The sequence below is a fragment of the Chitinophaga sp. RAB17 genome (genome assembly GCF_052114225.1).
GTDB lineage: Bacteria > Bacteroidota > Bacteroidia > Chitinophagales > Chitinophagaceae > Chitinophaga.
Window position 1 is genome coordinate 126,796 of the sequence record NZ_JBFREI010000001.1, and the last position, 14,627, is coordinate 141,422.

The 14,627-nt window shown below is 44.6% G+C and carries 12 protein-coding genes; 5 read left to right on the top strand and 7 right to left on the bottom strand.

Annotation, left to right across the window (positions count from 1 at the left end; genetic code table 11):
* From AB4Z08_RS00470 to AB4Z08_RS00495, 6 genes are all read right to left on the bottom strand, one after another.
* Window positions 1-2,805: a hypothetical protein gene (locus AB4Z08_RS00470; protein ID WP_441571796.1), complete on the bottom strand. Its 2,805-nt coding sequence runs from the start codon at window positions 2,803-2,805 to the stop codon at window positions 1-3.
* A gap of 156 nt (window positions 2,806-2,961) precedes the next feature.
* Window positions 2,962-4,389, bottom strand: a complete 1,428-nt coding sequence (locus AB4Z08_RS00475; RefSeq protein WP_441571797.1) for an L-serine ammonia-lyase — start codon at window positions 4,387-4,389, stop codon at window positions 2,962-2,964.
* Window positions 4,390-4,498: 109 nt separating this feature from the next.
* Window positions 4,499-4,978 (bottom strand): FKBP-type peptidyl-prolyl cis-trans isomerase, encoded by a 480-nt coding sequence (locus AB4Z08_RS00480; protein ID WP_441571798.1) that lies wholly within the window; start codon window positions 4,976-4,978, stop codon window positions 4,499-4,501.
* A gap of 68 nt (window positions 4,979-5,046) precedes the next feature.
* Window positions 5,047-5,529 carry an FKBP-type peptidyl-prolyl cis-trans isomerase gene (locus AB4Z08_RS00485; RefSeq protein ID WP_441571799.1) on the bottom strand — a complete coding sequence of 161 codons (483 nt, stop codon included), beginning with the start codon at window positions 5,527-5,529 and terminating at the stop codon, window positions 5,047-5,049.
* A 129-nt stretch (window positions 5,530-5,658) separates the two neighbouring features.
* Window positions 5,659-7,296: a chaperonin GroEL gene (gene groL, locus AB4Z08_RS00490; RefSeq protein WP_441571800.1), complete on the bottom strand. Its 1,638-nt coding sequence runs from the start codon at window positions 7,294-7,296 to the stop codon at window positions 5,659-5,661.
* A gap of 52 nt (window positions 7,297-7,348) precedes the next feature.
* Complete coding sequence (locus AB4Z08_RS00495; protein ID WP_079473337.1) at window positions 7,349-7,630, bottom strand: co-chaperone GroES; 282 nt, start codon at window positions 7,628-7,630, stop codon at window positions 7,349-7,351.
* 446 nt (window positions 7,631-8,076) lie between these two features.
* On the opposite strand from AB4Z08_RS00495, the gene nusB reads away from it, so the two are divergent.
* The 5 genes from nusB (at window position 8,077) to AB4Z08_RS00520 (ending at window position 10,956) form a co-directional block, all read left to right on the top strand.
* Window positions 8,077-9,006 (top strand): transcription antitermination factor NusB, encoded by a 930-nt coding sequence (gene nusB / locus AB4Z08_RS00500; RefSeq protein WP_441571801.1) that lies wholly within the window; start codon window positions 8,077-8,079, stop codon window positions 9,004-9,006.
* Between the two features lie 38 nt (window positions 9,007-9,044).
* Window positions 9,045-9,488 carry a DUF1573 domain-containing protein gene (locus AB4Z08_RS00505; protein ID WP_441571802.1) on the top strand — a complete coding sequence of 148 codons (444 nt, stop codon included), beginning with the start codon at window positions 9,045-9,047 and terminating at the stop codon, window positions 9,486-9,488.
* 29 nt (window positions 9,489-9,517) lie between these two features.
* The gene (gene yajC / locus AB4Z08_RS00510; protein ID WP_441571803.1) at window positions 9,518-9,862 is read left to right on the top strand and encodes a preprotein translocase subunit YajC; all 345 of its coding nucleotides are present in this window, start codon (window positions 9,518-9,520) and stop codon (window positions 9,860-9,862) included.
* Between the two features lie 131 nt (window positions 9,863-9,993).
* Complete coding sequence (gene coaE, locus AB4Z08_RS00515) at window positions 9,994-10,590, top strand: dephospho-CoA kinase (RefSeq protein WP_441571804.1); 597 nt, start codon at window positions 9,994-9,996, stop codon at window positions 10,588-10,590.
* Between the two features lie 69 nt (window positions 10,591-10,659).
* On the top strand, window positions 10,660-10,956 hold the full coding sequence (locus AB4Z08_RS00520) for a HesB/IscA family protein (protein ID WP_441571805.1): 297 nt from the start codon (window positions 10,660-10,662) through the stop codon (window positions 10,954-10,956).
* Window positions 10,957-11,331: 375 nt separating this feature from the next.
* On the opposite strand, the gene secDF is transcribed toward AB4Z08_RS00520, so the two are convergent.
* Complete coding sequence (gene secDF, locus AB4Z08_RS00525) at window positions 11,332-14,487, bottom strand: protein translocase subunit SecDF (RefSeq protein WP_441571806.1); 3,156 nt, start codon at window positions 14,485-14,487, stop codon at window positions 11,332-11,334.
* Between the last annotated feature and the right edge of the window lie 140 nt (window positions 14,488-14,627).

The following is a 14,627-nucleotide window of genomic DNA, read 5'->3' on the forward strand; positions in this document are numbered from 1 at the left end:
TTAGTAATTAAACAGCTGCTGAATCGGGATAATAAAGTCTACCCTGTTCTGCGCATTATCCACCGGATCCTGATCGAACAGGTGGCTGAAACGCACACCAAATGTGAATGGCAGCGCATTGCCTATGCGGGTGTCGAAGTATAATTCTGTACCGGCAGAGGTGTAACGGGTATTAATATTTTGCGGCGCATAATTGGCCATACTATAATCATAGAACAGGTTGGCCCTGATCCTGTTAAAATAAAGTATCTGCGCAAAGCCCCAGTCCGGATATGCCAATGGCAGGTGATAATTGGCGCCCAGCTTATAGATACGGGTATAGAACGGTGTATTATACCCTCTCGCATACACGAAGTTATCTGAGAATGAATAATTAAAAGATTTATCACGCTGCTGATAAGCGGCCTGTAATACCAGGTTATGATTTTGCCATAAACCTGGCAGATACTGGTCCAGTCGCGCATACAGCTGCTCGGCATACAAGCCATTTACGGAAGTATTATACTGCACGGCCAGGTATTGCCCGAAATGCGTGAATATATTTTGTGTAGCCTTCATCCGCTGATTGCTGAAAATAAGCGTATTGCTTAGGAATTGTAAATCGTTCCCTTTGTACTTACTGTCGAGGTAACGGTGACGGATATTGTAGTTACTACCCACTGAAAGACTGCGGCTATAGAGACCACCTGAGAAATTGAGAGGAACACTAATGCCCACATGAGCGGTCGCTTCATTCCAGTATACCCGTTGCCGGTTCTGATCCAGTCCGTTTCGGTTGATGGCATAATCGGCACCTACAGACAATACAGGAAACCAGCCACCGAAAGTGAAACCGGCTGCAATGTCGGAGTAGCCTTCATTCCGGTTGTACGTATAGCCGATACTGGTAGAAGTAGTACTCAATATGTTCTCTCCTATCAGGGAAATACCGTAATCCGGATCATTAAAAGAAGGTACCCAGCTATGGAAATTAAATGGATGTGTTAACTGCCGGTATTTCTTTACCGGTAAGGAATCATGGGGCACAACATCCAGGATATCCCCCCCTTCTTTAAAGTGCGGTTGCAGCCAGGCACTGCGACCATCACCACTCGCGGGCACTTCCTTCCAGGAGGATGTGTTCAGTGCAGCATGATACAGCTTATACCCTTTTATAGTGAACTCACTGAAAATGAGACTGTCTTTCTGCGCATCTATGGCCATGTGCAATGCACTGTTGCCTCTATCAGTTACTTCGTATGTTTTTTTATCTGCTAACGTAATGGCATATACGTTGTTTACATCTTTATATCCGCTGGTGAAATAAACAGTATCCCCACTTACGGCAGGTGTGCCAATGACGGTGAAGCTGAAAGGTGTCAGTACTGTGCTTTCGCCGGTAGTGAGCGACTGTTGCACCAGCGCCATTTCACCTTTCGTATTACGTACTGCGCTGATCACCGCCTGATCATTGGATGCAAAACGCGGATAGGTATAGTACCAGTTTTCCGGGTTAGGCAATTCTTTTTCAATGGTACCTGTTTGCGCATTGATCAATTGCAGGTGGTACTGCATAGCCGGGGTGGTAGCGACTGCGATAACCTGCTGACCGTTTGCACTAATATCCGGGGAGAAGAATTTCCCTCTGGGAGATATGGTTTTCGTACGTCCGGTAGCGTTATCCCAAATACGGATCACTGAAAAATCTTTCCAGCCCCAGCGTGCATCAAAGCGGGCGGCAGCCCATACTATGCGGCCATTGCGATAGCTGAAAAAATCATCGTAAACAATACCGGGTCTTACCAGTAAATGTTCTTCACCAGCTGCATTCAGCTGATAGATACCCGGCACTTTGTTCCAGGCATTCTTTAATACAATCCATTCATTATCACCGGCGCTATACACATATTTATAGTTAGTCACAGGTTTAGCTACCGGCAGCATGGCTACCGCAGGAGTAGTGTCCGGGCGGGCAGCATAGTTATTCCATAGTGGCTGGTATTCGGCTAACATTGCGTGATAAAAACCAGTTACATTTTTACCTGTTCTCTTTTTCAGGCTATGTGACATAGGATAAAAGAGACCACGGAAACGTACTGCATCGGTAGTAACGTCTTTCCAGAATGTTTGCCCGTAATGTGTGCGACCATAGGTTGCCATCAGGTACCCCAGTGGATAATGATCCGGCACATAGTCAACATAAGAGCCATTCCGGATTTTCATATAGGCGTATTGTTTACCTGCCAGTGAAAGTCCGCGGAAACCATCGAAGAAGCCTGGCAGTCTGCCTCTGCCCTGCGGCGTCAATGCTGTTTCCATCACCACGGCATCTCCTTCCCAAAACCAGTTAGGTACGGCAATATTAGTGATGGCGGCTTGTCCCAGCTGACCACCGAGAATAGAAAACACTTTAGATAAACCCTGCCGGAAGTTCATGTTCTGTAACACGTGTCTGTATTCATGTACAGACAGTTGCTCTATCCAGTTGAGTGAGCCCAGGTCCAGTGAGGAAGGGGAAGGTGTCAGATAAAATTCCGAGCGAAAGGGCCCCAGCTGCACATATCCGTTGGATTGCATGGTTTGGTTCTGCAATACCATATTGACTTTTCTTTCCAGGGGACCGATCGAGGTGCGGGTATAGCGGTTCAGGTAATGTACGATGTTGGCTACACGTTCTCCCTGTGGTGTCATGCCTTTGGGAAAAATTACCCGTACGGTATCCGTATTTATTTGCTGCCATTTCAGCGAGGGTGGGTTGCCCCCGAATTGCTGTGCTGATAAAGAAAGAGAAAGGGCAAATAGAGAAATAGTGGCAAGGATACGCATAAGAGAATTACGAATTTCAAATTACGAATTACGGATAAGCGGATGATAATACCGTATAAACGAAAATATGTTTCTTTCCTTATATTATCACATCAAATCGCTGATATCTTCCTTTTTATCCGTAATTCGTAATTCATTATTTGTAGTTCCTTTTCATTAACATTCCGGTAAGCTGATCGGAATATTTACTGCCAGGCCTCCATCAGAAGTTTCCTTGTATTTGGAATTCATGTCCTGGGCTGTTTCCCACATGGTTTTCACCACAGCATCCAGCGAAACTTTTGCCAGTTCCGGATTACTTTGCAGTGCCAGCTGAGAAGCCGTGATAGCTTTAATGGCACCCATCGTATTTCTTTCAATGCAGGGAATCTGCACCAGTCCGCCGATTGGGTCACAGGTAAGGCCAAGGTGATGTTCCATCGCTATTTCTGCTGCCATCAACACCTGGCGCTGGGAACCGCCCATACATTCCGTGAGGGCTGCAGCAGCCATCGCAGAGGACACGCCGATTTCGGCCTGGCAACCGCCCATAGCAGCGGAGATAGTGGAGCGTTTTTTAAAGATGCTGCCAATTTCAGATGCGGTGAGGATAAACTGTTGTATTTTATCATCATGGAAACCATCGCAGAAGGCGATGAAATACTGCAATACTGCGGGTATTACGCCAGCGGCGCCATTGGTGGGTGCAGTAACTACGCGGCCAAACGAAGCATTTTCTTCATTTACTGCCAGCGCAAAGCAGCTTACCCAGTCAAGTGTATAGCTGAAATGCTCTCCACCTGCCCTGATAGCTGTAATCCAGGAGGCATAATCTGTATAGGTACGTCCTTTCAATAATTTTTTATTGAGTGCAGCAGCACGACGGCCCACTCTCAGTCCGCCCGGCAATTCGCCGCTGGTATGGCATCCACGGAAAGTACATTCCTGCATCACACGCCAGGTATTGAGTATTCCTTTCCGGGTTTCTTCCTCCGGACGCCAGGCATGTTCATTCTCCATTACCAGTTCAGAAATGCTGTAGCCTGTTTTGATACACCATTGCAGGAGCTGGCGGGCGGTATCAATAGGAAAAGGCAGGTCTACCTGTTGTGCACCGCTACCCTTCTGTCCTTCCTGCACTACAAAGCCACCACCGATAGAATACCAGGTAGAAGCGATTTGTTCTCCATCCAGGAATGATACCAGGAATGTAAGGGCATTCGGGTGAAAAGGCAGAGATTCTTCAAAGAGGAAGTCAATATCTTCAACGGGATCAAAGTCTATTTCATATTTACCTGCCAGCAACATTTTACGGCTGCGGCGGATATCGTCCATTTTAGGGGTGATCTGGTTTACATCAAAGGTGACAGGATCATCTCCACACAATCCCAGCTGTACAGCAATATCAGTACCGTGCCCATGGCCTGTTTTAGCAAGGGAGCCATATAATAACACCTGTACTTTGCTGACAGCGGGTAATCTGCCAGCCTGTTCCAATTCTGCCAGGAAGCGGAGTGCCGCCCGCCAGGGGCCCAATGTATGGGAACTGGAGGGACCAACGCCTATCTTAAAAATATCAAATACTGAAATACATTCGTGTGCCACTATTTTATAGTTTATCTGTAAAATTAATGGAAAGCGGGCGAATAAAACAATAACATAAAAAAGCGGTGCTGGCTCAGCCGGCACCGCTTTTCTTTTATCTTGTCAACAATTATTTATTCTGAAAATCTTTCAGTTTTACATTAAAAACCAATACAGTGTTGCCCGGAATCTGGCTTCGCCCCTGAGGCCCGTAAGCGAAAAAAGAAGGCAGCAACAAATTAATTTCTCCACCTCTTCCTATTTTGGGAATACCTATTGTCCAGCCGGTAATCACCCGGTTCAGATCAAAACTGGCATTATAGCTGCTATCGAACACCGTTTTATCCAGGAAAGTACCAACATAGGCTACGTTTACGTAAGCCGCAGCGTTGATTACATCTGTTGCTGTACCTCTTTTTATAATCTGGTAAAAAATACCCAGTGAATCATGTTTTAAGTCAGTGATATTATTAGCTGCCGCATACGCAACAATTTTAGCGGAGTCAATGCTGTACTGCGCTTTCGCATCATAAGGAGGGGTATCATCTTTTTTGGAACAGGCAGCGAGCACTAATAGAAATAATCCTCCCAACAGAAAAACTTTCTTCATACAATTACAGTTTCGATTTTATTATGAAATTAAAAGTTGACAATACGGTAGATAATAGTAAGGATTTTTTACCTGAAATTTATTAATTCCAGGTCAGAAATCAGGACGGCATTGGGTGGAATGACACCAGGTATACCGACAGGGCCATAGGCCAGGGCTGGAGGAATATATAACCTGATTTTCCCTCCCTTGGAAATTTTCTGTAGTCCTATCTGCCAGCCTGGGATATGATTTTTCAGTTCCCGCTGATCAAAGTCAGTGGGACCAAATGAAGTACCTACTATTTCTCCGGAGAGTAGTTGGGTAGAATAAATGACGGTGGGAATGGAGGTCGCTTTCACAAAGTGAATGCTGTCGCCTGGCTGCAGGATCTTATAATAAAGACCTGAGGCATCTTTGATGGCAGTTTCGTTATGGGCGCTGAGATAGCTGAGGATTACATTTTCCATCCGCACATCTCCCGTACTCATTTCCAGGGGCCCTTCGTTTTTTGTACATGCCGCCAGTAATATAATCAGGCAGGCACTTAATAGTTTAACAGCTGTATTCATCCGCTTCTGTTTACGATCCTGGTTGTTTAACGGATATTCGCCGCGAAAGTTACAATTATTCCGTTACTGACATAAAAAACTCCTGCCAGCCTAAGCCTGCAGGAGTTCTTTTTATAGTAATAATATAGATTAGTAATCCATACCCATACCGTGGCCACCGCCGCCCATTGCAGGAGCAGAAGACTTAGGTTCTGGTTTATCAGCGATTACACATTCTGTAGTCAACAGCATAGAAGCAATTGATGCAGCATTTTCCAGTGCAATACGGGTTACTTTAGTTGGATCGATTACACCGGCAGCCAGTAAGTTTTCGAAAACTTCTGTACGGGCGTTGAAACCGAAATCACCTTTACCTTCTTTCACTTTCTGTACAACGATAGAACCTTCGATACCTGCGTTAGCAGTGATCTGACGTAATGGCTCTTCAATAGCACGTTTAACGATAGAGATACCGGTTTGTTCGTCATTGTTTTCACCTTTCAGTTCAGCCAATGCTTCGATAGCGCGGATATAAGCCACACCACCACCAGGAACGATACCTTCTTCAACGGCAGCGCGGGTAGCGTGTAAAGCATCGTCTACGCGATCTTTCTTTTCTTTCATTTCTACCTCAGTAGCAGCACCAACGTAAAGTACAGCCACACCACCGCTTAATTTAGCGAGACGTTCCTGTAATTTTTCGCGGTCGTAGTCAGAAGTAGTTACTTCGATCTGCGCTTTGATCTGTCCGATACGGCCTGTGATCGCATCTTTTTCACCTTTACCACCTACGATGGTAGTGTTATCTTTATCGATAGTGATAGATTCTGCTTTACCGAGGTAAGTCAGGTCAGCATTTTCCAGTTTGTAACCTTGTTCTTCGCTGATCACGATACCACCTGTGAGGGTAGCCAGATCCTGCAGCATATCCTTTCTTCTGTCGCCAAAGCCAGGAGCTTTAACAGCAGCAACTTTCAGGGTACCACGCAGTTTGTTTACCACCAGGGTAGCCAGTGCTTCACCTTCCAGATCTTCGGAGATGATCACCAGTGGAGCGCCTTGTTGAGCTACTTTTTCCAGGATGTGCAGGATATCCTTCATAGTGCTGATCTTTTTATCGTAGATCAGGATATAAGGGTTAGCCAGTTCAGCCTGCATTTTTTCACTGTTGGTGATGAAGTAAGGAGACAGGTAACCGCGGTCAAACTGCATACCTTCTACTACTTCAACAGTAGTGTCAGTACCTTTAGCTTCTTCTACAGTGATAACGCCGTCTTTGGTTACTTTCTGCATTGCCTGGGCAATCAGTTTACCAATTTCGTTGTCGTTATTAGCGGAGATAGATGCTACCTGTTCAATTTTCTGGTTGTCGTTTCCAACACTTTCAGACTGTTTTCTCAGGTTTTCAACTACTGCTTTAACCGCTTTGTCGATACCACGTTTCAGATCCATTGGGTTAGCACCGGCAGCTACGTTTTTCAAGCCGTCGCCGATGATAGCCTGTGCCAGAACGGTTGCAGTGGTAGTACCATCACCTGCCAGGTCAGCAGTTTTGGAAGCTACTTCTTTCACCATTTGCGCACCCATATTTTCGATAGCGTCTTCGAGTTCAATTTCTTTTGCAACGGTAACACCATCTTTAGTTACACCCGGAGCACCGAATTTCTTTTCGATAACTACGTTACGACCTTTAGGGCCGAGGGTTACTTTAACGGCATCAGCCAGAGTGTCAACGCCTTTCTTCATTTTGTTGCGGGCGTCTATATTGAAGAAAATTTGTTTTGCCATAATACTTTGTAGATTTTTCTATTAGGAATTAAAACATATCCGTGCTGCTATCTTAAACGATAGCCAGGATATCAGATTCACGCATGATTAAGTAATCTTCGCCTTCGATAGGAAGTTCCTGACCAGAGTATTTACCATACAGAACAGTATCACCTACTTTCACAGTGATTGGTTCATCTTTTTTACCAGGACCAGCAGCCACTACGGTGCCTCTCACAGGTTTTTCTTTTGCAGTATCCGGGATAATGATACCGCCAGCTGTTTTCTCTTCTGCTGCTGCAGGTTTCACAATTACCCTGTCAGCTAAAGGTTTAATACTTAATTGTTTAGCCATAGTAGATTTTATTTAAAAAAGATGTTTATATTTTGTTCCTTCCCGTCCACGAGAATTGTGCCAAGGCGGTTTTCGGGTCAAATTTGCAGTTCACGAAGGTATTGACTAGATTCCATACTGACAAATCATGACAGGCAACCCGAAAAAATGACAGAAATGACAGGAAATGAAGTTTGTCTTTTAGCAGGATTATATTGATTTTTGATGATTTTTCGGATGTTTTATCCAAGACCAATGAGGTTTTGGGAAATCGCAAGAGATATCTTTGCTGCTGTCTCCCCAAACTTCTTTAATCCCATAAAACAAAAAAATATCCGGAAAATCATCAAAATCAATATAATCCTGCTAAAGACAAAATCCGCTCCAGGGGCTCTCCCTGCCAAATATCCTTAAATATGAATTTTTTTCTCTAGTTTTGCGCCCTTATACCAGTTCTTTTTTATACGATGATCAGTAGAAGAAACATCCGGGTAAAAGTAATGCAAACACTTTACGCCCTGGAAACGATGGATGAAAGCAGTATTAAGCCAGGCACGGCCACCAGACTTTTGAACGAAAAGCTGGACCAAACCTGTCAGATCTTTACCTACTTACTTAATTCAGTGGTACAGGTGGCGCAATACGCAGAAATTGATGCGCAGGCCCGTGCCTCCAAACACTTACCCTCAGCCGAGGATCTGCAGGTAAATACCAAGATTGCAGGTAATGAATTTATTTTCCAGATAACCAATGATAAGGGGTTCCAGGTAAACCTGGAGCAATGGAAAATGAAGCTGCAAACAGATGACGATCTGCTCCGAAAGCTTTATAACCAGATGGCCGTTACGGATACCTACAAAGCTTATATAGCAGACGGCACCCGTACCAAAGCCGGTGAAAAGGAAATACTCGAATTTATCTATAAAGAAGTACTGGGCAAAAGTGAGCTGTTTATACAGCATATGGAAGATACCTTCCTCCACTGGGGCGATGATGAAGAAATGATGAGCATTCTGATCAACAATTACTTCAACAAGCCACATCTCTTCAACTTCCTGCAGCTGATCAGCAAAGAAAAGCTGGATTATGCAAAAGAACTGTTGCTGACAGTAATTGACAAGAAAGAATACTGCCTGGAGCTGATCAAACCCAAGTTACAAAACTGGGATTCTGAGCGTATAGCAGCGGTAGATATGTTACTCATGGAAATGGGTGTATGTGAGTTCCTTTACTTCCCTACCATTCCTACCAAAGTAACCATCAACGAATATATCGATCTGGCAAAAGCATATAGCACACCACAAAGCGGACAGTTTATCAACGGTATTCTGGATAATATCCTGAAAGACCTGGAAAAAGAACAATTGGTTCAAAAACAGGACCGTCCCAAAAAGTAAGTGGGAAAAGTTATTTTTACCTAAAAAATAGCAATACCATGAAAAAGCTGTTCTGTTTATTCGCCTGTGGAAGCCTGCTGATAGCGGCTTGTAACAATAGTGCAAAAACTAACACCACTGCCGCAGGTGCTGCCGGCAGCGGACAGGTAAAAGAAGATGGGCAATCCTCCGCACTGACTTTTGAAGAAAAGGTGCATAATTTCGGAGAAATTGCAGCCGGTGAAAAGGTAGAGTACTCCTTTAAATTCACCAACACGGGTACCAGCCCGCTACTGATCGAAGACGCTATCTCCAGCTGTGGTTGCACAGTACCGGAATGGCCTAAAGAACCGATCAAACCCGGACAATCCGGCTATATGAAAGTTATCTTCGATAGTCATGGTAAATCCGGTTATACAGAAAAAGAGATTTCTGTCAAAATCAACAATAAAGACGGTTATGTGGTAGGACCTAAAATCCAGTGTAATATTATTACCAAATAGACCCGAATAAACTATTAAATCAATTATAGATGAACATCCTGAACATTTTATTAATGGCGCCTCAAGGCGGTGCCTCAGGCGGCGGTAACTCCTGGGTTTCTTTCCTGTTTTTTGGCGGTATGATTGTCGTTATGTGGCTTTTTATGATTCGCCCTCAGACTAAGAAAGCAAAACTCCAGAAACAATTTATCGACAACCTGAAAGAAGGCGATAAAATTGTTACCATCGCAGGTATTCACGGTAAAGTGAAAAAAATGAACGATAACAATACCGTATTAATGGAAGTTAGTCCTGGCACCAGCTTTACCATTGAGCGTTCTGCTATCAGCATGGAATATACTTCAGCGCAACAGAAAGCGGCTGAAACCAAATAAAGGAATTACGAATTAGAAATTACGAATTACGGAGTTGTGTATAGATATTAGCGGACCAATATTCGCTTCTGTCTACATACAACTCCGTAATTCGTAATTCCAAATTCGTAATTCTTTTTTAAATTGGGATTATGTTAAAGATAGGAATCACCGGAGGCATAGGCTCTGGCAAAAGCACCATTAGCAAAATATTTGAATTATTAGGCGTGCCCGTATATTATGCGGACGAACGAGCAAAAGATATACTTGTACGTGATCCGGAGCTGGTAGAGCAGGTGAAACAACACTTTGGCGCCGAAGTATATGATGCCAACGGCGGCCTCAACCGAAAACACCTCGGCAATATTGTATTCAACGACAAAGACAAGCTGGCCATCCTCAACTCCCTGGTACATCCAGCTACCATCCGGGATTCCGACCAATGGGCACTGCAACAGCATACCCCCTATGTTTTAAAGGAAGCTGCGCTCCTTTTTGAGACGGAATCCTTCCACCACCTCGATAAAGTAATCGCCGTTTTTGCCCCCCAGCCACTACGGATACATCGCGTCATGAAACGGGACAATGTTACCCGTAATGAAGTGCTGGCACGCATTTACAAACAAATTGATGAAACCATCAAAATGCGCTTAAGCGATTATATCATACACAACGATGAGCAGCATATGGTGATTCCACAGGTACTGGCATTGCATCAGGAACTATTGGCGCTGGCTGCTACGCATTAAGGTTACCTTGGGTATACCAGCGCAGGTGTCCCCTGTTGTTTTGCCTAACTTTGATAAAAATATGGATAAATGGACAAGGTGAATAACTCCCCCATACAACTGACAGCCAGTGCTGTAGACCAAGTGAAAAAATTATTGCAGGGGGCTACAGAAGCTCCTTATCTACGGATAGGTGTGAAAGGCGGTGGCTGCTCCGGTGTAGCTTATATGTTAGGATTTGATGCCATAATGGAAGATGATGACATATTTGATGTTGCTGGTATACCGGTGATCATGAAAAAAGCACATGGCATATACCTGATGGGCATGGAAATAGATTATCAACAGGACACTGCTGCAACAGGTTTTGTATTCAGAAGCCCCTGATACCTGCTTCTTTTGAATAATAATTCTTTTTCCTAAGCTACAGCTTGCTATAACTGCGCTGCTATGGCCGGTTTTGCTCCCCATCCATCTTCTGATTCGGTTGTACATCCGGAAGTCATCCCCGCATCAAGTCCACATCAAGTCCACATCAAGTCCACATCAAGTCCACCTCTCCTGCGGTGCGACTATAGGTACTTAGCGGGCGCTAAGCATAGCATAGGCGGAGCCAACATAATGAAAAGGCTATGCTGACTTTAATGATGAGGGCGCAGATAACCAACTTATTATCTTCTTTACTTTAATACTTACACATAAAAAAACCTCCTGGCAAGCCAGGAGGTTTTTATTTATCAAACATTATTTCAGTTATCTCACTTATTTAGTAGCAGGAGCTGCTTTCTGAGCAGTTACTTCTACTGATTCACTTTCATTCCCCAGTTGGTTCTTTTTGTCAAAGTCAACCAGTACCGGAGCAGCTACGAAGATAGAAGAGTAAGTACCAGTGATCACACCTATCAGCATCGCAAAGGCGAAACCGCGGGTTACTTCACCACCGAAGATAAATAATATCAGGATGGTCAGGAACACCGTGAGGGAGGTCATAATAGTACGGCTCAGGGTATCGTTAATCGCTTTGTTGATAACAACATTTCTGTCGCGGCCATGTTTACCTGTTCTGAAGTATTCACGGATACGGTCAAATACAATCACGGTATCGTTCATGGAGAACCCGATCACTGTCAGGATCGCAGCAATAAAGTGCTGGTCAATTTCGAGTGTGAACGGTACAAAAGATCTGCACCAGGAGAATACTGCCAGTGTTACCAGTACGTCATGCAGCAGGGAGAATATAGTACCGATAGAGTACTGCCATTTACTGAAACGTAACAGGATGTACAGGAAGATCACTACGAGCGACAACACAGTGGCTTTTACGGCACCGGCGCGTAAGTCATCGGAAATGGTAGGTGATACCGTTTGTGATCCAACAATATAGCGGCTGGCAAATACTTCAGGTGTTACAGAAGCGTCATAGAACTGCTTCAGACCACCATATAATTTATCAGCTACTTCTTTATCTACTGCCAGGCTCTGTTGTTCAATTTTGTATGCAGTGGTGATGTTCAGTTGGTTAGTACTTCCGATTGTTTTAACGAATACTTCTGATTCGAATTCTTTCTTCAGTACATCTGCCACTTTCTCCCTGTTCATCGGATGTTCAAAGCGAACAGTATAGCTACGTCCACCAGAGAAATCGATACCGTGGTCGAAACCATGGAAGAAGGAAGATACACCTGCCACCATTACAAATGCGGAGATGATATAAGCGTATTTACGTTTACCGACGAAGTCGAAGGCAGCGTGTTTAAATACTTTACGGGAAATAGGGGTAAAGTATTCGAAATGTCTTTTTCTCTTCATCCAGAAGTCAGTTACCATACGGGAAACCAGGATACCGCAGAACAGAGACAGGAACAAACCTATGATCTGAGTGGTAGCGAAGCCCAGTACAGGACCTAAACCGAAGTAAAACAGGATGAATGCAGTGAGGAGGGAGGTAACGTGACCATCCAGTACCGGAGCATAGGAACGTTTGTAACCGTCTGCTACAGCATCGTGGTAGGACTTACCATGGGTAAGTTCATCCTTGATTCTTTCGAAGATGATTACGTTGGTATCTACCGCCATACCGATTGTCAGTACCATACCGGCAATACCGGCCATTGTTAACGTAGCCCCCATAGATGCCAGGATACCGAAGGTAAACAGCAGGTTGAGTACCAGTGCAATGTTAGCCACCCAGCCGGCTGAGTTGTAATACACCAGCATGAGTACGAAAATGATTCCGAAGGAGATCATGAAAGACTTGGCACCAGCAGCGATGGATTCAGCGCCGAGGGTAGGTCCTACAATCTGTTCCTGTACGATCTGGGCAGGAGCCGGCATTTTACCGGATTTCAGGATATTGGCGAGGTCATTTGCTTCCTCGATGGTAAAGCTACCACTGATAGAAGAACGGCCACCGGCAATTTCGCCCTGTATAGAAGGTGCAGAGTAAACGATATTATCCAGTACTACTGCAACATAGTTTAAGGTAGCAGGATCTTTTGGATTGGTTGGAGCCAGTTCGCCGGTCAGTTTTTTCCATTCATGGGCACCTACGTTGTCCATGGTCATGCTGATTTCCGGTTGGTTGTTCTGGTCCATATCCTGACGTGCATCTACGATCCTTTCACCACCAACACGGGGAGCAGGGTTAGCAGGATTCACTTTCAGGAGGTAAACAGCCATTGGGCCGTGTTTATCTTCTTTATTTTCAGGACCGAATGCAATCACGCCATCTTTAGGCAGAACAGCCTGAACAGCTGGCAGGCGAAGGTAACGGTTGAAAGTAGCGGTATCTTTAGGAAACACTCTTCCGATAGACGGGCCAGGGAAAATGGTACCGGACTGAGGATCTGCGTTGGGAATAAATACCATGAACAGCGGATTTTGTTTCTGCTGTTCTTTGAGTTGCAGTTCCTTGCTGGCATTTTTACTGGTGTCTTTCTTTGACAGGTATTGTGTCAGACTGGCATCCTTGCTGGTATCGCCGGCAGCAGGAGTAGTTGCGGCGTTTGCAGTATCTGCAGCAGCAACAGCAGGGGTGCTGGTGGTATTCAGTGAATTTTTGATGGCCTCATTTACAGGAAGCAGTACATTCTGGAAAAATTCCGGACTGTTCTTGTACACTTCTCTGAATTCGAGGTTAGCAGTAGCCTGCAGGTATTTGTGTACACGTGCAGCGTTATCAACGCCTGCGAGTTCCACAGAGATCAGGCCTTTGTTTTCGTCCAGGCTGATGTTGGGTTGTGCCACACCGAATTTATCAATACGTTTTTGCAGTACGATATAGGTATTTTTAATGGCAACACGTGATTCCTTGCGGATCATGTCCAGCACCTGCTGATTGGAAGAATTGAAGGTGATATCTTTTTGGTAGGCGTTCGCAAAGATAGTCGCCAGTTTACCTTGAGGAGCTACTTCGGCGTATGCTTGACCGAACAAAGTAACAAAGTCTGACTGGTTTGTCTTTTTCAGCTCATTTGCCCTAACCAGCGCGCTGTTAAATGCAGCATCCTTGGATTGACCGGATAAAGCGCGGATCACATCTTCCACGTTTACTTCCAGTACAACGTTCATACCTCCTACCAGGTCCAGACCGAGATTCAGTTCTTTCTCTTTGGCCTTGGTGTAGGTAACATACCATGGGAAACCTGCAATTTGCTTGCTGCTGGTACTGTCCACGATCTCTTGTCTCCTTTGTTTAATAACCCCAGCCAACGTATCTGAGTAGAAGCCCCGCAGTTCTTTCTGGCTGTCGGCGGGATATTTCTTTTCAGGTGTAGGGTATTGTTTGGCCACATCGTTCTCGGCCTGCTGCTCTATCTTCTTCTCATAGTTCCGCACCAAAAACGTGAAGGACAATTGGTACAAAGAGATAAGGATCAGTGCGATGGCAAAAAATCTTACCAGTCCTTTAAGTTGCATACTGTTTGTTTCGGGTTTATAAAAAAAATTTTTAAGAGTTGCAAAGATAGAATTTAAATCGATATATTAAAGCCCTTGTTAAAAGACGCGCAAAATGAGTATGCGCCTGCATTTGCAGGTAAGTTGGCATACTTTTTTAT

Bases quoted from the DNA above. Each gene is read 5' to 3' on its own strand.
- AB4Z08_RS00470 (WP_441571796.1), bottom strand. From the start codon at position 2,805: ATGCGTATCCTTGCCACTATTTCTCTATTTGCCCTTTCTCTTTCTTTA.
- AB4Z08_RS00480 (WP_441571798.1), bottom strand. From the start codon at position 4,978: ATGAAGAAAGTTTTTCTGTTGGGAGGATTATTTCTATTAGTGCTCGCT.
- AB4Z08_RS00485 (WP_441571799.1), bottom strand. From the start codon at position 5,529: ATGAATACAGCTGTTAAACTATTAAGTGCCTGCCTGATTATATTACTG.
- groL (WP_441571800.1), bottom strand. From the start codon at position 7,296: ATGGCAAAACAAATTTTCTTCAATATAGACGCCCGCAACAAAATGAAG.
- AB4Z08_RS00495 (WP_079473337.1), bottom strand. From the start codon at position 7,630: ATGGCTAAACAATTAAGTATTAAACCTTTAGCTGACAGGGTAATTGTG.
- nusB (WP_441571801.1), top strand. From the start codon at position 8,077: ATGATCAGTAGAAGAAACATCCGGGTAAAAGTAATGCAAACACTTTAC.
- AB4Z08_RS00505 (WP_441571802.1), top strand. From the start codon at position 9,045: ATGAAAAAGCTGTTCTGTTTATTCGCCTGTGGAAGCCTGCTGATAGCG.
- yajC (WP_441571803.1), top strand. From the start codon at position 9,518: ATGAACATCCTGAACATTTTATTAATGGCGCCTCAAGGCGGTGCCTCA.
- coaE (WP_441571804.1), top strand. From the start codon at position 9,994: ATGTTAAAGATAGGAATCACCGGAGGCATAGGCTCTGGCAAAAGCACC.
- AB4Z08_RS00520 (WP_441571805.1), top strand. From the start codon at position 10,660: ATGGACAAGGTGAATAACTCCCCCATACAACTGACAGCCAGTGCTGTA.
- secDF (WP_441571806.1), bottom strand. From the start codon at position 14,487: ATGCAACTTAAAGGACTGGTAAGATTTTTTGCCATCGCACTGATCCTT.